Genomic DNA, 25,992 nt, shown 5'->3' with positions numbered 1-25,992 from the left:
GGATCAGCGGTATTGTACCCAAACGGGCCATCGAACGGATTGAACGGCATGGGCTGGGTTCCGATGCGTTTCGGTTGGTTCAAATGTAGATGAGCCATCAGGCATCGTCAATCAGTATTTTTATTTTTCGGAACAAATTGTTTCTAAAAATGGTTAACGTTATGATGCGCTGAAATGGCTTTGGAACAGGAGAGGGACGTAATGGAGACCGCAACCCAACAACCGGATCGTCTGGTCGATGCCCGCACCGTATTCGGCATCGATACGGATCTGCAGGTGCCGGCGTTCGGCGAGCGAGACGACCATGTCCCCGAGATCGACACGGCTTACCGCTTCAATCCCGACGTCACGCTGGCGATTCTGGCCGGCTTCATGCGCAACCGGCGCGTGATGGTGCAGGGCATGCATGGCACCGGTAAATCCACGCACATCGAGCAGGTGGCGGCGCGGCTGAACTGGCCGTGCGTGCGAGTGAATCTCGACGGACACATCAGCCGTCTCGACCTGGTGGGCAAGGACGCCATCGTCGTGCGCGACGGCCATCAGGTCACGGAGTTTCAGGAAGGCATCGTGCCGTGGGCGCTGCAACGCCCGGTCGCGTTGATCTTCGACGAATACGACGCCGGGCGTCCCGACGTGATGTTCGTGATTCAGCGCATTCTGGAGCGCGACGGCAAGTTCACCTTGCTCGACCAGAATCGCGTGATCCATCCGCACCCGGGCTTTCGCATGTTTGCCACGACGAACACCGTCGGCCTCGGCAACCTCAACGGCCTCTATCACGGCACGCAGGTGCTCAATCACGCCCAGATCGATCGCTGGAATGTCGTGGCGACGCTCAACTATCTGTCGCGCGAGGACGAAGCGGGCATCGTGCTGGCACGCGTGCCGGAACTGGACAACGGCGACGGGCGCACGCTCATCGACTCGATGGTGAGCGTGGCGGAACTCACGCGCAAAGGCTTCGCGACGGGCGATCTGTCCACGCTCATGTCGCCGCGCACCGTCATCAATTGGGCAGAGAACGTTGGCATTTTCCACGATGCGGGGCTGGCTTTCCGGCTCACGTTCCTGAACAAATGCGACGAGGCCGAGCGCGCCGTGGTGGCCGAGTATTATCAGCGCGCCTTCGGTTGCGAGTTGCCCACGAACGACGGCAGCCGGTCGCTGCTGGCCGATGCGTCATGACGATGTCCGACCGCGAGGCGGCACGTCGCGCCGCGCGTGGCGAGGCGCTGTGCGCGGCGACGGTGCGCGCGCTGACCGGCGACGCCGCGCTGCATTACAGCGGCGCGCGCCTGTGCCGGAACATGCGGCCGTTGCCGTTGCATGCCCCGCATCTGCAAGCGTTGCCGGAACCCGCCGACCCGCTGTCGACGCTGCGCGGCGCCGCCGACGGTGCGGCGTTGCGGCTGCGGCACAGCGATGCGGCGTTGCATCGCCGTCTGCAACCGGACGCGCCGCTCGAGCGGCTGCTCTTCGAGCTGATGGAGCAATTGCGCTGCGAGACGTTCATCCCGGCGGGCATGCCTGGCGTGGCGAAGAATGTACGCGATCGCTTCGAAGCCTGGTCGCGCGCGATGCACGCCGCCGGCGTGGCCGACAGTCATGTCGGGCTGCTGCTCTATACCGTCGCCCAAATGAGCTGGTCGCGATTGACCGGCTACCCGGTGATCGAGGATACGGAAGGGCTTATCGAAGCCACGCGCATGGCCATCGCGCCGCAGATCGGCGGCGCCCTCGCGGGCATGCGCCGAACGTGTGCCGATCAGGCCGCCTTCGCCGCGTACGCGCGCGCGCTGGCCGCCGATATCGCGGGCCTGATTCGTGCCGCCGGCGGTCAGCAGGCCGAGGGCGATGCCAAGGACGACGAGGACGAGAAAGGCGTGCGTAACGCGTTCTCGCTGTTTCTCGATATCGACGATCGGGAAGACGACGGCATCACGCTCGCGCATTCGGGCGATAGCCGCGTGCTCAAGGCGTCGGCGCAGGGCTACCGCGTGTTCACCCAGCACTATGACCGTGAGCTGTATGCCGGCACGCTCGTGCGCCGGGCGCTGCTGACGGAATTTCGCGAACGGCTCGACGAGCGCATCGTCGCGCAGGCGATCAACGTGCCGAGGCTTGCGCGCGCGCTCAAGGCGGCGCTGGCGGTGCCGCAGCGCGACGGCTGGTCGTTCGGCGAAGAGCAGGGGCGCATCGATGGGCGGCGGCTCGCGCAACTGGTCAGCTCGCCTGGCGAGCGGCGGCTGTTCCGGCTCGAAAAGCACACGTTGATAGCAGAGTCGATGGTGAGCTTGCTGATCGACTGTTCCGGTTCGATGAAGGCCCAGATCGAAGCGGTTGCGATGATTGTCGACGTCCTGTCGCGGGCACTCGATGCGGCGGGCGTCACCAACGAAATCCTCGGTTTTACCACCGGCGCATGGAACGGCGGACGCGCGCGCACCGATTGGCTCGCGCGCGGCAAGCCCAAGTTCCCGGGGCGACTGAACGAAGTCTCGCACCTGATCTTCAAAGACGCCGTGACGAGTTGGCGCCGTGCCCGGTCCGACATCGCGTCGCTGTTCAAGGCCGATCTGTTCCGCGAGGGCGTCGATGGCGAGGCCGTCGAGTGGGCGTGCGAGCGGTTGCGCTCGCGCAGCGTCAACCGACGCCTGCTGATCGTGATTTCCGACGGCAGTCCGATGGACGCCGCCACGAACCAGGCCAACGACGACCACTATCTCGACCATCACCTGCGCGAAGTCGTGGCGCAACAGCAGGCGCTCGGCGATGTGGAAGTGCTGGGGCTCGGCGTGGGTCTCGATCTCAGCCCGTATTACCGGAACTCGCTGGCGCTGGACCTGACGTCGCCGCCTGACATGACGATGCTCTCGCGACTCGTCGACTGGATCGGCACCGGTGGTCGTCGCGCACACACGTAACCGCCGCCCGCGTCGCCGTCCCTAAGCCATTTCCATCAACGCGCTCACCATCAAATGGGTGCCCAACAGGATCAACGTGAGGAAGGCGAGACGCCGCGTTGTTACGCTCGAGAGCGGAGGGGGATAGCGGCGTGCGAACAGGGTGGCGAACGTCACGACCGGTAGTGCGACGACCGCCTGCCAGATCATCGACGCGGGCAACTGTCCCGCGACGGCACTGTAGAGCGTTCGGATCGACGCCGTGACAGCGAACAGCAGAATCAACGCACACCGAATCTGCACCAGCGTGAGCGGCTGGCGATAGAAATAGAAGATCAGCGGCGGCCCGGAAATGCCGAACATCCCGCTGAGCAATCCGCCGAAGATGCCGCTGAGAAAGAACCCGGTGTCGCCGGAGCGTTCGGTCTTTGGTGCCGGACGCAGCGCCGAGCCAATGCCGCCGTACAACACCACCGCGCCGAGCAGCAGATGCAGCGCGTTCGACGCGGTGCCGTTCAGATAATCGAAGAGCAACACGCCGACCACGACCGATGGCAGGATGCCCAGGGTCGCCGCGCCTACCGCCCGCCAGTCGATGTGATGCAGCGTGCCCGGCAGCGCAAGGGCGCTGTTTATCAGCGTGACCAGACTCACCAGAATGGCCACGCTCGCCACCGGCGCCAGCCCGAACCCGCTGGCGCCGCCCAGGACGATCATGCCCAGACCGAAGCCCGTGACCGTCTGGAAATACGTGGCGAAGCCCAGCAACAGCATCAACGGCAGGTAAGCCGCAATGGCGTGAAGCGTCATGGCCGGGTGGCGAGCGGCGAGGTTCCGGTGAGCTTTGCCTGGGCGGCCTGCGCCTGCACGCAGGTCACGCCGATCACGTAATAGATGTCGTCGGCGCTGCAGCCGCGCGACAGGTCGTTGGCTGGTCGGTTCAGCCCTTGCAGGAGCGGGCCGATGGCTTTCGCTCCGCCGATGCGTTCCGCGAGCTTGTAGCCGATATTGCCTGCGTCGAGATTCGGGAAGATGAGCGTATTGGCATGGCCCTCGACTTGTGAGTGCACGACCTTGCGCTGGGCGATCTCGGCGACGATGGCCGCATCGAGCTGGACGTCGCCATCGATGGCCAGGTCCGGCCGCGCCGCTTGTACGAGATGGGTCGCCTGAACCACCTTGTCGACGGCCGCGTGCTTCGCGCTGCCGCTGGTCGAGAACGACAGCATCGCCACGCGCGGTGGCTCCATGAGCAGGGCGCTGGCACTGTCGGCGGCGGCCAGTGCAATCTGCGCGAGCTGGGCGGCGTCGGGATCGACGACCAGGGCGCAATCGGAAAAGATCAGGCCGCCCTTCATCGTATGGAACGGCTCGCAGAGCATCATCAGGAAGAAGCTCGACACGAGTTGGAACGACGGCTGCACCCCGATGATCTGTATCGCCATGCGCACCACGTCGGCCGTGGTGTTGACCGCGCCGGCGACGGAGCCGTCGGCGTGGCCGAGCCGCACCATCATGTTGGCGAAGCCCAGCGGCGCGCGCATTTCCTCGACGGCTTGCTCGCGCGTCATGCCCTTTTTGGCGCGCATGCCGTACCAGGTCTCGGCGAAGGCATCGGTCAGCGGCGACGTGGCCGGATCGATCAGTTCCATGCCGGCCAGGTCGATGTGCGCCGCCTCGGCCGCACGTTGTGTCTTGCCGATGTCGCCAACGAGCAAGATGCGGGCGATGCCCTCGCGCGTGGCCCGTGCGGCGGCGGCGAGCACCCGCTCGTCTTCCGATTCGCACAGCACGATGCGCATCGGTGCGTGGCGCGCCGTGTCGATAATGCGATGGATGGCTTTCATGATGTCGATGTCAAAAAAAAGAAAGCGCCCCCGGCACCCACAGAGCCGGGAGCGCTGTCACACGAACGACCTCGACGACGTTAGACGTAGTCCTTGTACTTGTCGAGCATGCGCACCGGCTTGGCCAGCGCGTCGCGACGGAACGGGTCGCCCAGCTCGCGGGTACACATGATTTCGATGATCGTCGTCTTGCCGTGGTTCATCTGCAGGTCGATGGCCTTCTTGAGCGCCGGACCCACGTCTTCCAGACGATCGACCACGATGCCCTCCGCGCCCATCGCGCGGGCGATGTTGGCAAAGCTCGGGCTATCGAGTTCGCCCGCCACGAAGCGGCGGTTGTAGAAGTCCACCTGGTTCTTCTTCTCCGCACCCCACTGACGGTTGTGGAAGACCACGGCCGTGACCGGAATGTTGTGACGCACGCAGGTGAGCGTTTCCATCAGGCTCATGCCCCAGGCGCCATCGCCGGCGTACGAAATGGCCGGACGGTGCGGCGCGGCGACCTTCGCGCCGATGATTGTCGGGAACGCGTAGCCGCAATTGCCCCAACTCATGGCCGCGAAGAAGCTGCGCGGCTTGTTGAAGCGCAGGTAGCTGTTGGCCACCGAGTTGATGTTGCCGATGTCGGTCGACACCATGACGTCTTCCGGCATGGCCTTTTCCAGCTCGCGCAACACCTGGCGCGGATGCAGATACTCGCCGCCGTTGAACGTGCGCTCTTGCTTCTGCTCTTCGATCATGTCGAGGCTGTACGGATCGCGCTCGTGGGTCCACTCGTCGAGTTCCTTCTCCCACGCGGCCTTCTCCGTGGCGATCTGGTCGGCGCGGGCGGCACGCGTGGCATCGCATGCGAGGGTGCGCTCGGCCAGACGCTGGGACAGCGCAATGGCTGCAGCCTTCGCATCGCCGCAGATACCGACCGAGATCTTCTTCACGAGGCCGAGCATCTTGTGATCGGCATCGATCTGGATGATCTTGGCGTTCTTCGGCCAGTAGTCCATGCCGTGCTGCGGCAGCGTGCCGAACGGTCCGAGGCGCGAGCCGAGCGCCACGACCACGTCGGCCTGCGCCAGCAGCTTCATGGCGGCCTTCGAGCCTTGATAGCCGAGCGGGCCGCACCACAGCGGATGGTTGGCCGGGAACGAATCGTTATGCAGATAGCTGTTCACGACCGGCGCGCCCAGACGTTCGGCGAGCGCCTTGCATTCTTCGATGGCGTCGCCCATCACCACGCCGCCGCCCGAGATGATGACCGGGAACTTGGCTTGCGCGAGCAGTTCGGCCGCTTCGTTCAGGCGCTCGTCGCCGCCTGCGCCACGATCGAGACGTTGCGGACGCGGAATCTCGGCCTTGATCTGGCCGTAGAAATAGTCACGCGGAATATTGAGTTGCGTCGGGCCCATTTCGGCCATCGCGCGGTCGAAGCAACGGCCGGTGAATTCGGCCATGCGGGCTGGGTGTGTCACGTGGCCCTGGTACTTCGTGAACTCCTGGAACATCGGGAGCTGCTTGGCTTCCTGGAAGCCGCCGAGACCAATGCCCATCGTGCCGGCTTCAGGCGTCACGATCACGACCGGGCTGTGTGCCCAGTAAGCTGCGGCAATCGCCGTCACGCAGTTGCTGATGCCGGGGCCGTTCTGTCCGATCACAACGCCGTGGCGGCCCGAGACGCGGGCGTAGCCGTCGGCCATGTGGCCGGCGCCTTGTTCATGCACCACCGGGATCAGTCGAATGCCGGCCGGCGCGAAGATGTCCATCGCATCCATGAAGGCCGAGCCCATGATGCCGAACATCTCGCTCACACCGTTGGCGACCATCGTTTCGACGAAGGCTTCAGACGGCGTCATGGCCTGCGGGCCACCGTCGGAGGCGGTCAGTTGTTGGGTGGCCGTAGCCGAATCTTTGGCGCTCATGGATGTCTCCGGTGAAAAATAAACGGAACAAATGATTCCGATTTAGTTGTGTAAGTGGAAATTTAGGCGAAGTATCTGCCGTGGTCAATCAGTATTTTTATTATTTGGTACGTTTTGTATTGAAAAATGAGATCGGCGACGGCGATGCCTTGGATCCACGAGATGTTGGGGGGGCGGCTCAGAGCGCCGGGCGGTCTTTGCGGAAGGCGTTCTTCACTTCGATCTTGCCGTCGCGCAGGGTGAAGACGTCGACCATACGGGCCTCGACGCGGGTGCCATCGGCTTTCGTGCCACGAAACGTCGATTCGGACACGCCGCGATTGCCGGTGACGAAATGCACACCCTCGGTCCACGACGCGTCGGGGAAGGTCTCCCACGCGGACTGGAACGCGGTGCGCACGGCGTCACGGCCTTCGAAGGTGCGGCCCATCATGTCGGGGCCGGCTACGGCGTGGAACACGCAGGTATCGGTCATGCAGGCCATGAGGGCGTCGATGTCGTGCCGATTCCAGGCGTCATTGAAGGTCGTGAGCAACTGGATGTCGGCGGAGGCGTTTTGAGTCGTCATGGCAAATTCCAAAAAAAGGCAGCAAGGCAAATGGATCAACGCGCTTCGTCTTGCGCGTGGTATTTCTGATAGAGGAAGCGCTGGCCGATGCGGCGGAACGGCGCGAAGCCTTGCCACTGCACGGCGCCGAACACGTTCGGGTATTGCAGCGCCGAGTCGTAGATCGGCAGGTTCCACGACGGATCGCGCTCTCCGGCAATGCGTTGTGCGAGGCGGCGTCCGGCATGCGCGGAGAACGACACACCATTGCCGCCGTAACCCACCGCATAGAAGAGGCTTTGTCGCGGATCGGGTTGCGTGACGCGGGGCATCATGTCGTGGCTCACGTCGACCCAGCCCCACCACGAGTAATCGATGCGAATGCCGCGCAGCGCCGGAAACTTGCGGTGCAGGCCTTCGACGAGCACCGCCATGTGCTTTGGATTCTGCGCGTCGGCGCCAGTGATCGAGCTGCGGCTGCCGATCTGCACGCGGTTGTCGGGCAGCAGACGGTAGTAATAGCGCAGCGTGCGCGTATCGGTAATGACTTCGTGGGTGCGGAAGTTCGTCGCGGCGAGTTCGTCGGGCGTGAGCACACGCGTGACGAGCGAGTTCGACAGAATCGGCATGATCTTGGCGCGCAGGGCTTTCGTCACGTCGTTGCGCGTGTAGCCGCCGGTGGCGAAGGCGACGGCTTTGGCCCGCACTACCCCGCGCGGCGTGCGCACGTGATGCACACCGTTGATCGTCTGCACATCCAGCACAGGCGTGGCCGGATGCACGCGAGCGCCGAGGGCGCGGGCCATGCGCAGATAGCCGAACGCGAGCTTGAGCGGGTGCACACCGATGCCATCGGGTTCGTGCATCGCGCCGCAGTTCTCCTGGTCGTCGACATACCGCTCGCGAACGTCGTCGCGCGAGAGGATGCGCGTGTCGTAACCGAACACGTCGTGCATGACCTTGGCTTCGTTGCGCAGGAATTCCATCTTGCGATCGCGGTGCGCGATGTAGAGATGGCCGCCCGGTTGGGGCTCGCACTCGGGCACTTCGGCGATGAGCGACTTGAACGTGTTGAAGCCCTCGCGAATCTCGGCATCGAGACGCAGGGCCGTTTCCTTGCCCCAGCGCGCGATCCATTGCGAGCGATAGAGTCGTCCGCTGGCGTTTTGTCCCTGGCCGCCGTTGCGGCTGGTACAGCCCCAGCACGTGCGGTTCGCTTCGAGCACCATGGCGCGAATGCCGTGCTCGCGAGCGAGGAACAGCGCGGTCGCCAGACCGGTGAAACCGGCACCGACGATGACCACGTCGACATCGGCATCGCCGGGCAGTGGGCCGTCGTCTTCGGGCGCATCGCCCGCGGTGGCGACCCAGTAAGTGGGCGCGTAGTCCATGCCGAGGCCAGGGCTGGCCGAGACTAGCGGATCGTAGAGGGGATCGTATGGCGCAGCTTCGGAGCGACGATCCAGCGCGAAGGTTTCAATCGTACCCACGGTAGGCTCCTGACGGAAATGTGACCATACTGCCAAGAACATTTTGCCGCGATTAGTACCACCGCCGCTTTGTGATGGTGCCAGTGAAAAGCGGCACCGTTGCAGCGTTTTCGCGGGTCGGTGAGCGCCTCTCTGGCACCACATTTTTGTCGCATGTGGCTCTAAACGGCGCGAATTTTGGCTGTGGATACTGGGCCAGACAACCGGCCTCGGGTCGTCATTCGACGATGCGGGCCACGTGTGCGCCGCAGTGGCCGGCGCACACAAGCCGATCAACGCCTCGCGCAGCGGAGAGAGATGATGCTCAGATGGTTCATTGGTCTTGGATTGCCGTATCTCGGTGTCGTGGGAATGCTGCCGTGGGCGGCGTCCGTCGATCGCTATGTGCTCGGGGTGCCGTTCATTTACGGCTGGATTTTCCTGTGGTTCGTGCTCACGTCCGGCTGCCTTGCGCTGTGCTGGGCGCTCTTCGACCGACATACCGTCGAGGAACCGGCGTAACGGCCGTTTCCCCTTAATTCCTGGCGGCCGGCGTGTTTTGCCGTCGTGCCCAGCTCGCGCAGACAGCGCGAACAGCGCTTCATTACCGAAACTCCGGAGATTGCGTCGATGGCAACCCTCATCTTTGCCGGCTTCATCTTGTTGTCGGTCTATCTCGCCTTGCGAGCGCGCGGTGGACGCGGCCCGCAGAGCGTGCACGATTTCTTCGTCGCGTCACGCCAGTTCGGCGCGTGGCTCGTGTTCTTCCTCGCGGCCGGCGAGATCTACAGCATTGGCACGATGGTCGGCTTTCCCGGCGGCATTTACGCCAAGGGGCCGACGTATGGCGTTTGGTTTCTCGGCTACATCCTGCTGGCCTATCCGGTCGGATATTTCCTCGGCCCGAAGATCTGGGATGCGGGCAAACGCTACAACGCGATCACACTGCCCGATCTGTTCAAGGGGCATTTTCAAAATCGCTTTCTCGAACTGGTGGTGGCGGTGACCGCCATCGTCTTCCTGTTGCCTTGGGGCCAGTTGCAGTTCACCGGTCTGGTGGCGGCGCTCAAGGGGCTGGGGTGGAACTTCCAGCCGCTTTGGCTCATCGCTTTTTCGGCGATGCTGGCCTTCATCTACATCGCCATTGCAGGCGTGCGCGCGTCGGCCTATATCGCCGTACTCAAGGACGTGCTGATGGTCGCCGCCATCGTCATCACGGGGGTGGCCGTTGCGTGGGAAGTGGGCGTGACGCCGGTGTTCCAGGCCGCTAGCCAGCACGTGAGCAACGCGATGAGCACGCAACAGCTCACGTTCGCCATGACGACCATCGTCTTCCAGTCGCTCGGCATGTACGTCATGCCATTTGGCGTGCAGAACTTCTTCACCGCGAAGAGTGCGTCGACGATTCGCCGCACGCAGGTCGCCATGCCGCTGTACATGCTGATGTATCCGTTCCTCGTGCTGGCGTCGTATTACGCGATCAGCCGGAACATCACGCTGGCGTCGCCGAACGAAGCGTTCTTCGCCGCAGTGACGCAATTGCTGCCGTCGTGGCTGGTAGGTCTCGTGGCCGCGGGCGCGGCGTTGTCGGGGTTGCTGGTGCTCGCGGGGATCTGCCTTGCGCTGGGCCCCATCGTCACGCGAAACATCCTGTCGGGCATGCCTGAACATCGTCAGAAAGCCAGCTCGAAGGTCGTGATCGTGCTGTATCTGCTGGGCTCCATCGTGCTTACGCTGCTCACACCGAACCTCATGCTGACGCTGATCAATATGGCGTATTACGGGGTGACGCAATTCCTGCCGGGCGTGATCGCCGTGGTCTTGCGCCTGCGTGTCCGGGCGTCGGCGGTCGCGGCCGGCGTGCTGGCCGGTCAGGGGCTGGCGCTCGTGCTTTACTTCAAGAATCCGGACCTTGGCGGCGTGAACCTCGGGCTGATCTGCCTGGTCGTCAACATCGTAGTGATGTCGGTGCTCAACCTGCTGCTTGGCGGCAGTCGCGAGCGTTCGATGGACACGGGGGTCGGCTCGCTTTCCACCTACAAGAAGTCGTGATGACAGACAGAGACAACACAGCAGCCAGCCGCGACGACATTCGCGTCTACGTCGCCCGCAAGATATTGACGATGAACCCGGCGCAGCCCGTCGCGACGCACGTGGCCGTGTGCGACGGCCGCATCCTGGCCGTCGGTGATTTGCAGGACATGCGTCGCTGGACCGATGCGGCACCGATCGACACATTGCGCGACAAGGTGTTGATGCCCGGACTGGTGGAGGGGCACTGCCACCTCATGGAGGGCGCGATGTGGGATGCCGTCTACGTGGGTTACTACGACCGGCGCGGCCCCGATGGACACTTGTGGGAAGGGTTGAAGTCGCCGGCCGCCGTGCTGGAGCGCCTGCGCGAGGCTGAGCAACGCATGACCGGCGACCCCAAGCCGTTGCTGGCCTGGGGCTACGACCCGATCTTCTTCGAGGGCGCACCGCTCGTCGCGCGGGACCTCGATGCCGTGTCCGCCACCCGGCCCATTGCGATCCTGCATGCCAGTGTGCATCTGATGAATGTGAATTCGGCAATGCTCGCGCTGGCGGGCATCGACGGCGACACCGATGTCGAAGGCGTCGTCATGGGCACTGATGGCGAGCCGACCGGTGAATTGCAGGAGTTCGCGGCGATGTTTCCGGTGTATCGGGTCATTGGGGAAGGACTATCGATTGCAGCGAGCGAGAGTGTTCGCGCGATCTGGAATTTCGGACGCGTTGCGCAGCTCGCCGGGGTGACGACGGCCACCGACCTCGTCAACGACTTGACGCCGTCGGGCAATGCGAATCTTCGCGAGGCGACAGGTGACCCGACATATCCGATCCGCATCGTGCCGGCGTTTGCGCCGCAGCGCTGCCCGGAGGGCGGGCCGCAACGCGTGTTGAGCGCGCGCGAGGGCAACACGGACAAGCTTCATTACGGGCCGGTCAAATTCATCGTCGACGGCTCGATTCAAGGCTTTACGGCGCGGCTGCGCTGGCCGGGATACCACAATGGCAAGCCCAACGGGCTCTGGCTGATTCCCCCGTCGCAACTGGTCGAGACGTTCATGCCGTTCCACGCGGCGGGCCTGCAATTGCATATTCATACGAATGGCGACGAGGCGACCGACGTCGTGCTCGATGCGATCGAAGCGATGCTGGCGCTGCATCCGCGTGTCGACCACCGTCACACGTTGCAGCACTGCCAGATGGCGGATGCCGCGCAACTCACGCGCGCGCAACGGCTTGGCATGTGTGTGAACTTCTTCGCGAACCACGTCTACTACTGGGGCGACGCGCACTATCAGCAGACGATGGGCCCGGATCGTGCCAACCGCATGGATGCCGCCGAGATTGCACGTCAGATCGGGTTGCCTTTCGCCTTGCATTCGGATGCGCCGATCACCCAGCTCAATCCGCTGTTCACCGCCTGGTGCGCGGCCAAACGGGAGACGTCGTCGGGACGCGTGTTGGGCGAGTCGCTGCGCTTGCCGGTGGCGGACGCCGTGCACGCCATCACGTTGGGCGCCGCGTTCTCGTTGGGAATGGATCATTTGGTCGGGAGTGTCGAAGTCGGCAAGTACGCCGACTTTGCCGTCCTTGAGGCCGATCCGTTCGAGGTGCCCGTCGACGACCTGCGACAGATGCCGGTGTGGGGCACGGTGCTCGGGGGCGAGGTGTTCCGCGCCCCGGCGTGACGACGATGCAAGGCAGTCAACCCCTCGCACCCGCGGCGGTCGCTGCGGCGCCCAGGCCGCCGATCCCGATGGTCGTCCTGGGCGGCTATCTCGGTGCGGGCAAGACCACGCTCGTCAACGCGCTGCTGCAAAATGCCGAGGGTTTGCGCGTTACCGTGCTCGTCAACGACTTCGGTTCGATCAATGTCGACGCGTCGCTCATCCGTGAGCGTGGCGACGACGTGATCGGACTCGAAAACGGCTGCGTGTGCTGCACCATTGGCGGACGCCTGGTCGAGACGCTGATCTCGCTGGGCGAGCGCGCGCAGCGGCCCGACTTGCTGGTGATCGAAGCGAGCGGTGTGTCCGATCCCCTGCGCATCGCGCAAGTGGGCTTGCTCGACAAGGCATTCCGTCTGCACGGCATCGTGGTGGCCGTGGACGTCGACGGCATCGACGCCGTGCTGGACGATCGCTATGTCGGCGACATCGTTCGGCGTCAGATCGCGGCGGCCAGCACGCTCGTGCTGACCAAGACCGATCTGGTGAGCGACGCCAGGTTGCAGGCCGTCAGAGAACGGCTGGCATCGCTGGGGGCAACGCGGATCGTTGTCACGGCGACCCAAGGTGTCGTGCCACCCGCCATTCTCTTTCCCGATGATGGGATGACCCTGCCCGGGCTGCTGAGCCCGCGCCCGATGGGCGCGGCATCGCGCGCGTTGCCACACGGACTGCGCAGCTTCAGTTTCGAGACGGGGGGCGTATTCGACCGGTCGCGATTGAAGGCTGCGCTGGCCTTGTTGGGCGAGAAACTGCTGCGCGCGAAAGGCTTCGTGGCGCTGCAGGCTGGGCAGATGAGCGAGCTGCACGTTGTCGGGCGTCGTTCGATGCTCACACGTCGCTCGGATCTCCCTGCCGCGTCGTCGGTCATCGTGTTCATCGGCATTGTTTCGGACGAAGACGAGCGTCGGCTCACGCAGGCGCTCGAAGCCGCCATTCTCCGAGGCGCTTGCGACGACGAGGCCATGCGATAGGCGGCGTGAATTGCTGCGCGTGGAAACGAGGTATGGTCAGACCGTTACGGCGCTAAGTTCGAGCAAGGCTGTCTCCAGAATGCCGAGTGCTTCGTCGAACACCGCTTGTTCTATGGTCAGCGGAAACAGGAAGCGAATCACGTTGCCATAGGCACCGCAACTCAGCAGCAGCAGGCCCTGTTCCAGTGCGCGGGCCTGGATCCGTTTCACGACTTCCGGTGCCGGCGCCCCGGTCTGGGGGTCGTGGAATTCCGCCGCTACCATTGCGCCCGGTCCGCGCACCTCGACAAGCTGCGGCACCGACGCCTGTAGCTTGCGCAGGCGCGCCTTCAACTGATTGCCCAAGGTCTCGGCGCGCGATGAAAGCTGCTCTTCCTCGATCACATCCAGTACCGCATGCGCTGCCGCAACGGCCAGCGGATTCCCCGCATATGTCCCGCCCAGCCCCCCCGGCGCGGCGGCATCCATGATCTCCGTGCGACCGACGACTGCCGACAGTGGCATGCCACCTGCCAAACTCTTGGCTACGGTCATCAGGTCGGGTATCACGTCGTAGTGTTGCATCGCGAAAAGCTTGCCTGTACGAGAAAAACCGCTTTGCACCTCGTCCGCGATCAGCAGGATGCCGTGCTGCGTGCATAACGCGTGCAAGGCACGCACGAACTCCAGCGGCGCCTGGTAGAAGCCACCTTCGCCCTGTACCGGCTCGAAGATGATCGCGGCGACCCGCTGCGGGTCGATATCGTTCTTGAACAGCTGTTCGATCGCCATCAGGCTCTGCGCCGAGTCGATCTCGTGCAGTGCCGATGGGAACGGCACGTGGTACACCTCGCCAGGGAACGGCCCGAAACCCTTCTTGTATGGCACGACCTTGCCCGTCAGCGCCATGGTCATCATTGTTCGTCCGTGGAATGCCCCGCCGAATGCGATCACCCCCGTACGTCCCGTGGCGGCACGTGCGATCTTGATCGCGTTTTCGACCGCCTCGGCGCCGGTGGTGAAGAAGGCCGTCTTCTTCGAATGGTCACCCGGCGTGCAGGCATTCAAGCGCTCGGCCAACGTCACATACGATTCATACGGCACGATCTGGTATGCCGTGTGCGTAAAGCGATCCAGTTGCTCGCGAATCGCCGCTACGATCTTGGGGTGACGATGCCCTGTGTTGAGCACAGCGATGCCGCTGGCGAAGTCGATGAAACGCCGTCCTTCGACATCCCAGAGCTCCGCATTTTTCGCTCGTTCCGCATAGAAATCGCACATGACTCCAATCCCGCGTGGGGTGGCGGCATTTTTGCGCGCGTGAAATTCCGCATTCGACATTTCGACTCCTGAGTGGTCCGGTTGCCGCGCCGAGGTTCGACACGATCTGGCTGATAGTTCGGAATATACTCAGGTCTGGTTCTTAAAAAAGAGCCATTTCATTATCTTTAATGGAGCCGCTTTGTTCGCGAATGAGGCGCGGCTTCGCCTCGGATGGGAATGGACAGTCGCTGAGGGAGAATCGCGCCCGCCGATCCGAATGGCTGAGCATGGGTATTTTCGGCAGCGCTTGTCTACGGCTTCAGGTGCTTTTCGATGACGCGGGCGAGGCTGTCGAAGGCGGGCTCAATACGGTGGTTGGGCACGCACGCATAGCCGAGCAACAGGCCCGATTGTGCCGAGGCTGGGTCGATGTAATAGCGCGTCAGAGGCCGCACCACGATGCCCGCTTCCAGCGCTTCGTCGGTAATTCTCTCATCCGAAATGGGGTTGTCGCGCGGGTCTCTTGACTGCCCATGCAGGCCAAGCACCAGGTGCAATCCGGCTTCGTCGCCCATCACCGGCAGCGCATCGCCGAAGTTGGCGCGAATCGTATCGATCAACAAGGTGCGCCGCTCGCCGTACAGCGCGCGCATATGTCGGATGTGCGAGGTCAGGTAGCCATCGATGATGAAGTCGGTCAGCAGCGCTTGCTGCATCAGTTGGCCTTCGCGATACAGCTCCGACAGGCCGGTGCGAAAGTGTTCGATCAGGTTCTCGGGCACGACCATATAGCCCATGCGCAAACCGGGGAACATGGTCTTGCCGAAGCTACCGACATAGATGACCTGACCTGCCGTATCCAGTCCTTGTAGCGATGAGATCGGCCGGCTGCCATAGCGAAATTCGCTGTCGTAGTCGTCCTCGATCACCCAAGTACGATGCTTGCTCGCGAAATCCAGCAGCATTCGACGGCGCGACAGGCTCATTACCATCCCCATCGGATACTGGTGCGACGGCGTGACGAGAATCAAGCGCGGTGGTGGGCCCTGCATGTCTTCCACGCTCGGGTTGAGGCCTTCGGTATCGATCGGGATCGGCTTCAGTTCGAGGCCCGACATCCGGAACACGCTGCGCACACCCCAATAGCACGGCTCTTCCAGCCACGCGACGTCGCCAATATCGCTCAGCAGCTTGACTGCCAGGTCGACCGACTGATGCACGCCGGTCGTGATGATGATTTGATCGGGATTGCAATTGACCGAACGTGCCACGCGCAGATAATCCGACAGGGCACGTCGTAACGGACGGTAGCCGCTGCCCGATGCATACGTCAGCAGTTCATGGCTGGGTTGGCGCCAGAGCTTGGCTTGGAGGCGGTTCCATGTCTTGCTCGGGAATTCGGAGGTGTCCGGTACGCCGGGCATGAAAGCACCCCATTGTCGCTTTGATACGCCCGCCTGGTCGATCATTTGCTGCCCCCGCGTCGACAAGCGCTTGTGCGGTTTCTCGTGCGATGTCATCTCCGAGGCGGCCGTATCGACACCGCGCGCAGGCCGCGTATCCGCCACGTAGGTGCCGCTGCCCGTGGACGAAGTGACATAGCCCTCGGCAGTCAGTTGGTCATAGACATGCAGCACGGTATTGCGCGCCACCTGCAAATCGGCGGCGAGCGTTCGCGAGGAGGGCAGCTTCGTGCCGGGCGGCAACTGGCCGCTCAGGATGGCCTGCTGAAGCAGGCTATTGATCTGGCGATATGCCGGCTCGCCGCCCGCTTTGTCGAGATGCTGGATCAGCCAGTCCGACAGAATGATTGCGTCCAAAGTGGTCCCATCCAGAATAAAGAAATGGTTCCCTATTGTAGGGCCAAGTCAGTCTATATTCAGATGCAAGTTAAGTTCCACGGCGTCGCAAACGTCGTGACGCCCTAAGCGCATTGGGCTTGTCGCGCTTCGGTGCGCGCATATCAACCAGGGATGAAGAGGCCCGCGATGGTGAACAGCAAACAGGTACTGGTGAGTTTTCGTCGCGTGAGCAAGACCTACGACGGCGAAACGTTGGTGGTCAAACAACTCGACCTCGACATCTACCAAGGCGAATTCCTGACCTTGCTGGGGCCGTCGGGATCGGGCAAGACCACTTGCCTGATGATGCTGGCCGGGTTCGAGTACCCCACTGGCGGAGAGATCTGGCTCGACGGTGTGCTGCTCAACACGGTGCCGCCGCATCAACGCAATATCGGCATGGTTTTTCAGAACTACGCACTTTTTCCGCACTTGAGTGTGGCGCAGAACGTTGAATACCCGCTGAAGGTGCGCCGTGTGCCTGGCGCCGACCGTGCGAAGAGAGTTGCCGCGGCGCTGGACATGGTGCAGATGGGGAGTTTTGGCAAGCGCTATCCGGCGCAGTTGTCGGGGGGGCAGCAGCAGCGTATCGCGTTGGCGCGCGCACTGGTGTTCGAGCCGCGTCTAGTGTTGATGGACGAGCCGCTGGGTGCGCTCGACAAGCAACTGCGCGAACACATGCAACTGGAACTCAAGGCGTTGCACGAGAGGTTGGGCGTGACGTTCGTGTATGTGACGCACGATCAGGGCGAAGCGTTGACGATGTCCGATCGTGTCGCCGTGTTCGATCAAGGTTATGTACAGCAGCTCGATACCGTGGACCGCTTGTATGAGTCGCCGTGCAATCAATTCGTTGCGAACTTCATTGGCGACAGTAACCGCCTGCGCGGTGTGGTCTCGCAACTCGGGGACGACTACTGCACGTTGCGGCTCGCGGACGGAAGCGAGGTTCGTGGCATGAGCATTCACGCGCCGGCGGCTCGCGACGTCGGCGGTACGGGCCGTCGCGCCGAGATTGGCGAAGTGGTGAACGCATGCATCCGCCCCGAACGCATGCGCCTGATTGACCCCGCTTCGTCGGTCGACGGCGGCGTTAATGGCGTGGTGGGACGTGCCGCCGGCCTGATCTATTTCGGCGACCACGTGCGCATGCGGTGCCAATTGCCGCAGCAGGACGAATGCTTCGTGAAGGTGCCGCTGGGAACGCCGGCGCTCGAGCATTTTGTGCCGGGCGTACCGGTCGCGCTCGCATTCGAGCCGGAACATCTGCGCGTGTTCACTTGATCAAGATATCCAGTTTCGTCGTCTAGTTGTCCGTCTGATCATCAACAGGAGTTGAAAATGAAGAAGGTTGTGAACACAGTATTCGTCGTTGCCAGCGCCATGCTGTTCGGCGTTGCTCAAGCCGCCGACGTGACCGTTGTCAACTTCGGCGGTGCCAACGGCGACGCCCAGAAAGCGGCTTTCGTGCAGCCGTTCGAGAAGGCCACCGGTCATCATGTGACGAGCGTCGAGTACAACGGCGAGCAGGCCAAGGTCAAGGCCATGGTCGAAGCCAAGCATGTGAATTGGGACTTGGTCGAAGTCGAGTCCGGTGACCTTGGCCGTGGCTGCGACGAGGGATTGTACGAAAAGCTCGACTGGAGCAAGATCGGGCCGAAGAATGGATTCACGCCCGCAGCGGTGCAGACCTGTGGCGCAGGCTTTTTCATCTGGTCGACGGTGTTGGCATACAACGCGAGCGCGCTCAAGACTGCGCCGACGGGTTGGGCCGATTTCTGGGATACCAAGAAATTCCCGGGCAAGCGCGCGATGCGCAAGGGCGCACGCGGCAATCTTGAATTTGCGCTGATGGCCGACGGCGTTGCGCCCAAGGATGTCTATCGCGTGTTGTCGACCAAGGAGGGTGTCGATCGAGCCTTCAAGAAGCTGAGCGAACTCAAGCCGTCGATTCAGTGGTGGGAAGCGGGCGCTCAGCCGCCGCAGTTCCTGGTAGCCGGTGACGTTGTCATGTCGACGGCATTCAACGGCCGCATCGATGCGGCGCAGCGTGAGGGGAAGAACCTGAAGGTGGTCTGGAACGGCAGTATCTACGATCTCGACTACTGGGCGATTCCGAAGGGGTCGCCGAAGAAGGACCTGGCACTGCAATACATCGCATATTCGCTGTCGGCACCCGCGCAGAATGCCTATGCCAAGCACATAGCCTACGGCCCGGTCAACAACGAGGCGGTCAAGTCGCTCGATGCCTCCACCCTGAAAGACTTGCCTAACTCACCGGCTAACGTGAAGACTGCCGTGCTTCAGAACATCGACTTCTGGACGGATCGCGGCGATGAACTCGAGCAACGCTTCGCGGCCTGGGCCTCGAAATAAGACGATGTAGCAAGCCTATGTTTCGGGTTCGCGCGGCACCTACGAGCGAACCCGAAACGGTAGTGGAATCGCAGGATTCGACGTCGAGAAAAGAGATCTCCCACATGCAAACCGCAACACTGGCCGTTGCCGAGAACATGCGACTCGTTAAAGGCGAGTTGCGTCAGACCCGGAATCGAAAGCGGATCAAGGCGCTGGCCTTGGTTGCGCCGCTGGCGATTTTTCTGCTCCTGATTTTTGTCGTGCCGATTGCGATGCTACTCACTCGCGCGGTCGAGAATCCCGAGGTCGTCGGCGCCTTGCCCACCACGAGCCGCACGCTGCACGACTGGGATCGCAAGCAATTGCCCGGCGACGCCGCGTACGTCGCACTGGTGAGTGATCTGACGGCGCTACAGGACGGCGATAGCCTTGGCGGCCTGGCGCGACGCCTCAACACGGAATTGCCCGGATTTCACACACTCGTGATGAAGACGGCGCGGGCGTTGCCGTTTACCGATGACGACGGCAAGCCAGTGCCGCTCACGCAAGCGCGCGAGCGGCTGGTGACTTTTGATGCGCGATGGGGCGAACTGCCCTATTGGCGGGCGATCGCCAAGAACAGCAGCCGCTACTCTGCGTTCTATGTGCTTGCGGCGCTGGACCATCGACAGAATGCGTTCGGCGAGGTGGTGCCGGCCGACCCGGACGCGTCGATCTACCTGAACATCTTTGCGCGCACATTCGGCATCAGCGCCGTGGTGACATGCTTCGCCTTGTTGATCGGTTTTCCGCTTGCCTATTGGATTTCGACGCTGCCGGGGCGGCGCGCGAACTTGATGATGATCCTGGTGTTGATCCCATTCTGGACGTCCATTCTCGTGCGTGTCGCCGCATGGATCGTGTTGCTGCAAGGGCAAGGCTTGGTCAACAAGGCACTGGTGGCGAGCGGCATGACACGCGCACCCCTCGAGCTGCTGTTCAATCGGGTGGGCGTGTACATCTCGATGACCCATATCCTGTTGCCCTTCATGATCTTGCCGCTGTATAGCGTGATGAAGTCGATTCCCTCGACGTATCAGCGCGCGGCCGTCTCGCTCGGGAGTCATCCGTTCGCGGCGTTTTGGCGCGTCTATTTGCCGCAAACCTATCCGGGCGTTGGCGCCGGCGCGCTGCTGGTGTTCATCCTGTCGATCGGCTACTACATCACGCCAGCGTTGCTGGGCGGACCCAACGACCAGATGATCAGCTACTACGTGGCCTATTTCACAAACGTTTCCATCAATTGGGGTATGGCGTGTGCATTGGGCGGCCTGTTGCTTGCCGCCACGCTCGTGCTGTATGTGGTCTACGGGCGCCTGACGCGCGCGGAATTGGGCATGGGGTGAGCGATGAGTCAACAAGCAATCAACTCTCATAACGCGTATCAGGAGCCGCCGGCAACCGTTGGTCGTCCATCGCGCTTTCCGCCTTATGTTTCCCTGGTCGAGCGGCTCTGGTACTACCTGCTGCGCGCGGGCAATGCGCTTACGCTGGTGTTCCTCGTGCTGCCGGTTCTGGTGATGGTGCCGCTGTCGTTCTCGGACAGCACCTTTCTCGTCTATCCGATCCCGGCGTACTCGCTGCGCTGGTATCACAACCTGTTTAACTCCGACGAGTGGATGTCGGCGGCACGCAATAGCTTCATTATTGCGCCGTTGGCCACCTTGCTGGCGACGATACTGGGCACGCTGGCTGCAACGGGGCTGAACCAGGTGCAATTTCGCGGCAAGGCGATCCTGATGGCGGTGCTGATGTCACCGATGATCGTGCCGGTGATCGTGGTCGGCGTCGGCATGTATCTGTGCTTCGCGCCGTTGGGGCTGGCCGGCACTTACCTGGGCATGGTGCTGGCGCACGCCGCGCTGGGCGCACCGTTTGTGGTCACCACGGTGTCGGCCACCTTGCGGGGCTTCAATCAGAATTTGGTGCGTGCGAGCCTGTCGCTGGGCGCAGGCCCCCTGGAAACCTTTTTCCGCGTAACGCTGCCGGTGATTGCGCCAGGGGTGATATCGGGGGCACTGTTCGCCTTCGCGACCTCGTTTGACGATGTGGTCGTGACGCTGTTTCTCGCCGGACCGGGGCAGGCAACGCTGCCGCGTCAGATGTTTACGGGGATTCGTGAAAACATCAGCCCGACCATCGCTGCGCTTGCGACCATCCTGATCGTCTTTTCCACATGTCTGCTACTTGTGCTCGAGTGGCTGCGGGGGCGAGGCGCCAAGCGTAACGCGACATAAGCGCACGTTGGCCCGTCCGAAGGCATGCCGCATCGTCTGGATGCCAGCGGTAGTCCGCGAATGAGGGCGGTGGCAAGCGGTCGTCGGAATTTGAACGTTCGCCCATCGACAGCATCTCTGCCACCGCCCTTGTCACACCGACCTATCTCAGATCTCGAAGCCCGGGTCCGGCGAGCGCAGCTTGCGCCAGATCGACCGGACGGTGAACGCCACGAGCAGGACCGTCAGGCTGGCCACCCCGAGGGCTAGCGGCGTGCGCTGGTCCGGGATGAAGGCCATTGCCCCGACAATCGACAGCATGCCGATAATCGCGACCCAGGTGAGGTACGGGTAGCCCCACATCCGAATCTTGAGCTTGCCCGGCGCCTCGCGCTCGAGCCGCTTGCGCAGTTTCAACTGCGAGAAGGCGATGAGCACGTACACGAAGATCGCCACCGTGCCGTAGGAGTTCACCAGAAAGGCGAACACCGTATCGGGCGACACGTAAGACATCACCACGGCCGCATAGCCGAACAGCGTGCCGATGAGAATGGCGCGAACCGGCACGCCACGTGCATTGAGCTTGGCCAGCGAGCGCGGGGCATCGCCACGGCGCGTGAGCGCGAAGAGCATGCGCGACGAGGCGTACAAGCCCGAGTTCAGTGCCGAGAGCACGGCGGTCAGCACCACGGCGTTCATGATGTGCGCCGCTGCCGGAATGTGCATCGCTTCTAGCGCGCTCACATACGGCGTGGCCATGCTGGCGGAGTTCCAGGGCACGAGCATCACCACCAGCAGGATCGAGCCGATGTAGAAGAACAGCACGCGGCCGATGACCGAGTTGGTGGCGCGCGCCACGGCTTGCTGCGGCTCGGCCGCTTCGGCGGCGGCAATCGTCACGATCTCCGCGCCGAAGTAAAAGCCGGTCGCCGCGACCGCACCGGCCATCACTGGGCCAATGCCATTGGGCATGAAGCCGCCGTGCGAGAGCAGGTGTCCGGTGCTTGCCACCGCGCCCGGCCACAGGCCGAACACAAAGAGCCCGCCGAGAAACAGGAACACGACGATGGCCGCGACTTTGATCGACGCGAACCAGAATTCGAACTCGCCGTAGGACGCCACCGATACCAGATTCGTCAATGTCAGCACCACCAGCAACGCGAGACTGATGGCCCAGGCGGGGATGCCGGGGAGCCAGAACTGGATCAGGTTGGCACCCGCGACCGCTTCGACCGCGACCACGATCACCCAGAAGTACCAGTACATCCAGCCTGTCAGAAAGCCGGCCAGCTCACCGCCGACCGGCTTGTCGTTCCAGGCGAGCCGTGCGTACTCGTAGAACGACCCCACGGCGGGCAGCGCACACGCCATCTCGCCGAGCATGCGCATCACGAGCACCACGAGCGCGCCGGTAATCAGGAACGACAGCACGGCCGCCGGGCCGGCGGCATGCACGACCACGCCACTGCCGACGAAGAGGCCCGCACCGATCACGCCACCCAGCGCGATCATGCTCATGTGCCGCTGCTTGAGGCTCGATTGCAGATGCGTGCCCTGTTCACGATTGGCCATGACGACCTCCCGTGACGGGGCGTGCGATGCGTACGGCGCTATCGGAGACGCTGATGGAACAAGGGGAGAGGAAGAACCGGGGGGGAACCGCCAATGCGACAACGCGCCGCTCACGGGCAACACGCCCGACCTGCAATGTCTCGACTACCACACAACCTCCTGAAGACCTTATCTGACGGCAGGTGCGGCGGGGGGAGCCGCCCTGCGTCTTTTGTAATGACCAACGGACCTGCTTACGTCTTGTCAGACCTTGCCTTTCCAGGGCACCAGCACGCGCTCGAGGTAGCGCATGATCAGATCGAATCCGAACGCGAAGAAGCCGATCACGATGATCCCCATGATCACGATGTCCGACGCGAGGAATTCCGCCGCGTTGAGCACCATGAAACCGAGTCCGCTCGATGCCGCCACCATTTCGGCGGCGACCAGCGTTGTCCAGCCCACGCCGATGCCGATGCGCATGCCGGTGAAGATCTCCGGCAGCGCCGACTTCACGATCACGTGCATGACGATCTGGCGCGGCGAAGCGCCCATCGAATAGGCCGCGTGAATCTGCTCCATCGACACCGAGCGCACGCCTGCCCGTGCCGCAATGGCCAGCGGGGCGAAGATGGCCAGGTAAATCAGGAACACCTTCGAGAATTCACCGATGCCGAACCAGATGATGACGAGCGGCAGGTAGGCCAGCGGCGGCAGCGGGCGGTAGAACTCGATCGGCGGATCGAACACGCCGCGGCCGATGCGCGACACGCCCATGAGAATGCCCACCGGGATGGCGGTCACACAGGCCAGCGCAAAGGCACCGAAGACGCGATACAGACTCGCGAGCGTGTGCTCCCACAGCGTAGAGCCGGCAAAGCCCTCCGTGGCGACCTGCATGAACTTCTCGATGATGGCGCGCGGTCCCGGCAGGAACAGCGGCTTGATCATGCCCGACGACGTAATGGCGATCCAGAGCAGCAACAGGGCAAGCACGGTCACGACGCTGATCGCCAGGCTCGGGCCTTGGCCGGGGGCGCCGAACGACTCACCGGCCTTGACCGGGCGCGGGGCAAACATGCGAGCGAAGAAACCGCGCCGACGCGGTGTACGGGGCGCAACCGCCGGGCGGCGCGCGCCGGGCGCATTGGCCGCAGTGGCGGGCGGCGTGGGGTGAGGGGTGACGGGTTTGGTCATCATGGTGTTCTCTCCTGCGGCGATCAGGCTGCGACCGCGTTGGCATTCGACGTCGTCGTCTGGCCCGCACGTTCGTCGCCGTAGATGATGCTGAGCACGGTCTCGCGCATGGCGATGAAATCCGGGCTGGACTTGATGGTGCGCGCGTCACGGCATTCGAGATAGCGCTGGTTGAAGTCGAGTTCGTACGTGTGCGTGATGCGTCCGGGGCGCGGCGACATCACGATCAGGCGACTGGCGAGAAACAGGGCTTCTTCGACGCTGTGCGTGATGAAGAAGATCATCTTGCCGGTCTCGCGCCACACGTCGAGCAGCAGTTCCTGGATGGTTTCGCGCGTGAGCGCGTCGAGTGCGGCCATCGGCTCGTCCATGAGCAGCATCGACGGATTGCACGTGAGCGCGCGTGCAATGCCCACCCGCTGCTGCATGCCGCCGGAGAGTTGGTAAATCATGTGATTGTGGAAATCCTGCAGCCCGACCAGCGCGAGATTGCGTGCCGCGATGGCTCGCCGTTCCGTCTTCGACACACCTTGCAGCTTCAGCCCGAACTCGGTGTTCTCCATCACGTTGAGCCACGGCAGCAGCGCGTGCTTCTGGAACACCACGCCGCGATCGGCGCCAGGGCCTTCGATCGGGGCATCGCCCAGCAGCAATTCGCCGGACGTGGGCGCGATGAAGCCAGCCATCAGACTGAGCAGCGTGGTCTTGCCGCAACCCGAGGCGCCGAGCGCCACTACGAAATCGCCGGGTGCGATGGTCAGATCGACGTGAGCGAGCGCCTGCACCTGCTCGCCGGGACGCCGGCCGGGATAGACGACGCTGACGTCGTTGACGATGAGTTGTTCCATGAAGCCCTTCTCCTGTCGATCGAGCGATCGGGGAGGGGCGGTCGCGCCTGAACTTTCGGCGTGACCGCCCCGGTACGGCTTACTTCAGTTTAAGTGCGGCGTCGACGTAGCGCGACGTGACATACGGCGTGTAGTCGGCCTTGACGGCATCGATCTTCTGCTGACCCTTCAGGAACTCCGCAGTGTCCTTGAGGGCTTTGGCGGCGCGGCTGTCCTTGCCGCCGCCCAGCCATTCGGCCGAGGCCTGCTGCTGGGCCGAGGGGAAGGCGTAGAGCGAGAGCGCGCCGGGAACGTCTTCCGGCTTGCCGCCGATCATCTTCACGATGGCCTTGACCTGTGGCGAGGTGGCGGTCCAGGCGGCCTGATGGTCACGGTACGCCGCGTCGGCGTCGGCGATCACCTTGACGAACTTCGCCATGAAGTCGGCGTTCGCCTCGCCCCATTTGCGGTCGACGGCGATGCCGTCAAACGTCGGCTTGCCCTGCTTCGACAGTTCGCCGGAGGTGATCAGCACGTGACCGCTCTTCTTGATCTGCGCGAGCGCCGGATCCCAGACGTAGGCCGCATCGATGTCGCCGCGCTCCCAAGCCGCCACGATCTGGTTCGGCTGCATGTTGAGCACCTTCACCTCGGTCGGCTTGATACCCCATTGTTGCAGCGCGAACATCGTGTGGTAGTGCGTGGTCGAGACGAACGGCACCCCGATCTTCTTGCCCTTCAGGTCGGCAGGCGACTTGATGTTCGAGGCGTTGCGCACGACCATGGCCTCGGCCTGGTTGATGTCGTCGAGAATCCAGAACAGTTGCAGGTCGAGCCCCTGCGAGACGGCGGCGGCCATCGGGCTGGAGCCGAGCACGCCGATCTTGATGTCGCCGGAGGCGAGGGCCGTGGCAACCTTGGCACCCGACTCGAACTGACGCCAGTGGATCTTGTAGCCGGTGGTCTTCTCGAACTCGCCGCCGGTAATGGCGACCAGCCACGGATCGACGATTTGCTGGTACGCAATCGTCACCTCTTTTTCCTGCGCCTGCGCCGTCGAGGGCAGCGTAAGCCCGAGCGTCAGCGCAGCGGGGAGCGCGGCTGCCGCCAGTGCCGTGGCGGCGAACACCCGTCGCAGCCGGTTCGGAAGTCCAATCATGGTTCACCTCTAATGGGAAAGTTTTCGGTAGAACACTCGGGTTTGACGCACACGCTGTTAAGAATCGGCGCCAAGTGATTGCATCATTGCCGCCAGCCTTTTTGTTCGTTAGAGCCAGTTGGCCGCATTTGATGATGCCAACTGGTCC

The 25,992-nt window shown here is 63.1% G+C and carries 21 protein-coding genes; 10 read left to right on the top strand and 11 right to left on the bottom strand.

Annotation, left to right across the window (positions count from 1 at the left end; genetic code table 11):
• Positions 1–201: 201 nt before the first annotated feature.
• Both PSO31014_RS10975 and PSO31014_RS10970 read left to right on the top strand, forming a co-directional pair.
• Positions 202–1,188, top strand: coding sequence for an AAA family ATPase (locus tag PSO31014_RS10975; protein WP_150551652.1), 987 nt, complete (start codon positions 202–204; stop codon positions 1,186–1,188).
• Positions 1,185–2,927 (top strand): cobaltochelatase CobT-related protein, encoded by a 1,743-nt coding sequence (locus tag PSO31014_RS10970; RefSeq protein WP_150551651.1) that lies wholly within the window; start codon positions 1,185–1,187, stop codon positions 2,925–2,927. Before PSO31014_RS10975 ends, PSO31014_RS10970 begins: the two co-directional genes overlap by 4 nt.
• A gap of 21 nt (positions 2,928–2,948) precedes the next feature.
• Here PSO31014_RS10970 and PSO31014_RS10965 read toward each other — a convergent pair whose 3' ends face one another.
• The 5 genes from PSO31014_RS10965 to PSO31014_RS10945 form a co-directional block, all read right to left on the bottom strand.
• Positions 2,949–3,716, bottom strand: coding sequence for a sulfite exporter TauE/SafE family protein (locus PSO31014_RS10965; protein ID WP_150551650.1), 768 nt, complete (start codon positions 3,714–3,716; stop codon positions 2,949–2,951).
• Positions 3,713–4,753 carry a phosphate acetyltransferase gene (gene pta, locus PSO31014_RS10960; RefSeq protein ID WP_017235481.1) on the bottom strand — a complete coding sequence of 347 codons (1,041 nt, stop codon included), beginning with the start codon at positions 4,751–4,753 and terminating at the stop codon, positions 3,713–3,715. Before pta ends, PSO31014_RS10965 begins: the two co-directional genes overlap by 4 nt.
• A gap of 80 nt (positions 4,754–4,833) precedes the next feature.
• Positions 4,834–6,666 carry a sulfoacetaldehyde acetyltransferase gene (xsc, locus tag PSO31014_RS10955; protein ID WP_017235482.1) on the bottom strand — a complete coding sequence of 611 codons (1,833 nt, stop codon included), beginning with the start codon at positions 6,664–6,666 and terminating at the stop codon, positions 4,834–4,836.
• A 178-nt stretch (positions 6,667–6,844) separates the two neighbouring features.
• Positions 6,845–7,234, bottom strand: a complete 390-nt coding sequence (locus PSO31014_RS10950; protein ID WP_150551649.1) for a nuclear transport factor 2 family protein — start codon at positions 7,232–7,234, stop codon at positions 6,845–6,847.
• 35 nt (positions 7,235–7,269) lie between these two features.
• Positions 7,270–8,703, bottom strand: a complete 1,434-nt coding sequence (locus tag PSO31014_RS10945; protein ID WP_174976474.1) for an NAD(P)/FAD-dependent oxidoreductase — start codon at positions 8,701–8,703, stop codon at positions 7,270–7,272.
• 300 nt (positions 8,704–9,003) lie between these two features.
• Here PSO31014_RS10945 and PSO31014_RS10940 point away from each other — a divergent pair, with 300 nt between their 5' ends.
• The 4 genes from PSO31014_RS10940 (at position 9,004) to PSO31014_RS10925 (ending at position 13,414) form a co-directional block, all read left to right on the top strand.
• Positions 9,004–9,204, top strand: a complete 201-nt coding sequence (locus PSO31014_RS10940) for a DUF3311 domain-containing protein (protein ID WP_026132274.1) — start codon at positions 9,004–9,006, stop codon at positions 9,202–9,204.
• A gap of 108 nt (positions 9,205–9,312) precedes the next feature.
• The gene (locus PSO31014_RS10935) at positions 9,313–10,734 is read left to right on the top strand and encodes a sodium:solute symporter family protein (protein WP_150551648.1); all 1,422 of its coding nucleotides are present in this window, start codon (positions 9,313–9,315) and stop codon (positions 10,732–10,734) included.
• A complete protein-coding gene (locus PSO31014_RS10930) occupies positions 10,734–12,401 on the top strand; it encodes an amidohydrolase (protein ID WP_150551647.1) in 1,668 nt (555 codons plus the stop codon). Before PSO31014_RS10935 ends, PSO31014_RS10930 begins: the two co-directional genes overlap by 1 nt.
• Positions 12,402–12,406: 5 nt before the next feature.
• Positions 12,407–13,414 (top strand): CobW family GTP-binding protein, encoded by a 1,008-nt coding sequence (locus PSO31014_RS10925; RefSeq protein ID WP_343039580.1) that lies wholly within the window; start codon positions 12,407–12,409, stop codon positions 13,412–13,414.
• A gap of 36 nt (positions 13,415–13,450) precedes the next feature.
• On the opposite strand, the gene gabT is transcribed toward PSO31014_RS10925, so the two are convergent.
• The gene (gabT, locus tag PSO31014_RS10920) at positions 13,451–14,734 is read right to left on the bottom strand and encodes a 4-aminobutyrate--2-oxoglutarate transaminase (protein WP_150551646.1); all 1,284 of its coding nucleotides are present in this window, start codon (positions 14,732–14,734) and stop codon (positions 13,451–13,453) included.
• Positions 14,735–14,967: 233 nt separating this feature from the next.
• Positions 14,968–16,476 carry a MocR-like pyridoxine biosynthesis transcription factor PdxR gene (gene pdxR / locus PSO31014_RS10915; protein ID WP_150551645.1) on the bottom strand — a complete coding sequence of 503 codons (1,509 nt, stop codon included), beginning with the start codon at positions 16,474–16,476 and terminating at the stop codon, positions 14,968–14,970.
• A gap of 171 nt (positions 16,477–16,647) precedes the next feature.
• Between pdxR and PSO31014_RS10910 the strand changes: the two genes are divergently transcribed.
• The 4 genes from PSO31014_RS10910 to PSO31014_RS10895 all read left to right on the top strand — a co-directional run bounded on the left by PSO31014_RS10910 (position 16,648) and on the right by PSO31014_RS10895 (position 21,131).
• The gene (locus PSO31014_RS10910) at positions 16,648–17,781 is read left to right on the top strand and encodes an ABC transporter ATP-binding protein (protein WP_150551833.1); all 1,134 of its coding nucleotides are present in this window, start codon (positions 16,648–16,650) and stop codon (positions 17,779–17,781) included.
• A gap of 57 nt (positions 17,782–17,838) precedes the next feature.
• The gene (locus PSO31014_RS10905; protein ID WP_150551644.1) at positions 17,839–18,873 is read left to right on the top strand and encodes an ABC transporter substrate-binding protein; all 1,035 of its coding nucleotides are present in this window, start codon (positions 17,839–17,841) and stop codon (positions 18,871–18,873) included.
• A gap of 137 nt (positions 18,874–19,010) precedes the next feature.
• Positions 19,011–20,240 carry an ABC transporter permease gene (locus PSO31014_RS10900; RefSeq protein ID WP_246176603.1) on the top strand — a complete coding sequence of 410 codons (1,230 nt, stop codon included), beginning with the start codon at positions 19,011–19,013 and terminating at the stop codon, positions 20,238–20,240.
• Positions 20,241–20,243: 3 nt separating this feature from the next.
• Positions 20,244–21,131 (top strand): ABC transporter permease, encoded by an 888-nt coding sequence (locus tag PSO31014_RS10895; RefSeq protein ID WP_150551642.1) that lies wholly within the window; start codon positions 20,244–20,246, stop codon positions 21,129–21,131.
• Positions 21,132–21,278: 147 nt separating this feature from the next.
• Here the strand turns inward: PSO31014_RS10895 and PSO31014_RS10890 are convergent, their stop codons facing one another.
• The 4 genes from PSO31014_RS10890 to tauA form a co-directional block, all read right to left on the bottom strand.
• Complete coding sequence (locus PSO31014_RS10890) at positions 21,279–22,682, bottom strand: amino acid permease (protein WP_017235495.1); 1,404 nt, start codon at positions 22,680–22,682, stop codon at positions 21,279–21,281.
• A gap of 243 nt (positions 22,683–22,925) precedes the next feature.
• Positions 22,926–23,741 (bottom strand): ABC transporter permease subunit, encoded by an 816-nt coding sequence (locus tag PSO31014_RS10885; RefSeq protein WP_130027702.1) that lies wholly within the window; start codon positions 23,739–23,741, stop codon positions 22,926–22,928.
• Positions 23,742–23,881: 140 nt separating this feature from the next.
• Positions 23,882–24,706, bottom strand: a complete 825-nt coding sequence (locus PSO31014_RS10880; RefSeq protein ID WP_150551641.1) for a taurine ABC transporter ATP-binding protein — start codon at positions 24,704–24,706, stop codon at positions 23,882–23,884.
• Between the two features lie 79 nt (positions 24,707–24,785).
• Positions 24,786–25,844, bottom strand: a complete 1,059-nt coding sequence (tauA, locus tag PSO31014_RS10875) for a taurine ABC transporter substrate-binding protein (RefSeq protein WP_150551640.1) — start codon at positions 25,842–25,844, stop codon at positions 24,786–24,788.
• Positions 25,845–25,992 lie beyond the last annotated feature (148 nt).

The organism is Pandoraea soli (assembly GCF_902459595.1).
GTDB classification, from domain to species: domain Bacteria; phylum Pseudomonadota; class Gammaproteobacteria; order Burkholderiales; family Burkholderiaceae; genus Pandoraea; species Pandoraea cepalis.
Note: the sequence above shows the minus strand (reverse complement) of the source record. Positions and strands in the feature narration are given on the sequence as shown.

Excerpts from the sequence above, each read along its gene's own strand:
- xsc (WP_017235482.1), bottom strand. The coding sequence starts at position 6,666 with ATGAGCGCCAAAGATTCGGCTACGGCCACCCAACAACTGACCGCCTCC.
- PSO31014_RS10895 (WP_150551642.1), top strand. The coding sequence starts at position 20,244 with ATGAGTCAACAAGCAATCAACTCTCATAACGCGTATCAGGAGCCGCCG.
- PSO31014_RS10880 (WP_150551641.1), bottom strand. The coding sequence starts at position 24,706 with ATGGAACAACTCATCGTCAACGACGTCAGCGTCGTCTATCCCGGCCGG.
- PSO31014_RS10905 (WP_150551644.1), top strand. The coding sequence starts at position 17,839 with ATGAAGAAGGTTGTGAACACAGTATTCGTCGTTGCCAGCGCCATGCTG.
- PSO31014_RS10900 (WP_246176603.1), top strand. The coding sequence starts at position 19,011 with ATGCGACTCGTTAAAGGCGAGTTGCGTCAGACCCGGAATCGAAAGCGG.
- PSO31014_RS10975 (WP_150551652.1), top strand. The coding sequence starts at position 202 with ATGGAGACCGCAACCCAACAACCGGATCGTCTGGTCGATGCCCGCACC.
- PSO31014_RS10950 (WP_150551649.1), bottom strand. The coding sequence starts at position 7,234 with ATGACGACTCAAAACGCCTCCGCCGACATCCAGTTGCTCACGACCTTC.
- PSO31014_RS10885 (WP_130027702.1), bottom strand. The coding sequence starts at position 23,741 with ATGTTTGCCCCGCGCCCGGTCAAGGCCGGTGAGTCGTTCGGCGCCCCC.
- PSO31014_RS10970 (WP_150551651.1), top strand. The coding sequence starts at position 1,185 with ATGACGATGTCCGACCGCGAGGCGGCACGTCGCGCCGCGCGTGGCGAG.
- PSO31014_RS10930 (WP_150551647.1), top strand. The coding sequence starts at position 10,734 with ATGACAGACAGAGACAACACAGCAGCCAGCCGCGACGACATTCGCGTC.
- PSO31014_RS10925 (WP_343039580.1), top strand. The coding sequence starts at position 12,407 with ATGCAAGGCAGTCAACCCCTCGCACCCGCGGCGGTCGCTGCGGCGCCC.
- PSO31014_RS10965 (WP_150551650.1), bottom strand. The coding sequence starts at position 3,716 with ATGACGCTTCACGCCATTGCGGCTTACCTGCCGTTGATGCTGTTGCTG.
- tauA (WP_150551640.1), bottom strand. The coding sequence starts at position 25,844 with ATGATTGGACTTCCGAACCGGCTGCGACGGGTGTTCGCCGCCACGGCA.
- gabT (WP_150551646.1), bottom strand. The coding sequence starts at position 14,734 with ATGTCGAATGCGGAATTTCACGCGCGCAAAAATGCCGCCACCCCACGC.
- PSO31014_RS10940 (WP_026132274.1), top strand. The coding sequence starts at position 9,004 with ATGCTCAGATGGTTCATTGGTCTTGGATTGCCGTATCTCGGTGTCGTG.
- pta (WP_017235481.1), bottom strand. The coding sequence starts at position 4,753 with ATGAAAGCCATCCATCGCATTATCGACACGGCGCGCCACGCACCGATG.
- PSO31014_RS10890 (WP_017235495.1), bottom strand. The coding sequence starts at position 22,682 with ATGGCCAATCGTGAACAGGGCACGCATCTGCAATCGAGCCTCAAGCAG.
- PSO31014_RS10935 (WP_150551648.1), top strand. The coding sequence starts at position 9,313 with ATGGCAACCCTCATCTTTGCCGGCTTCATCTTGTTGTCGGTCTATCTC.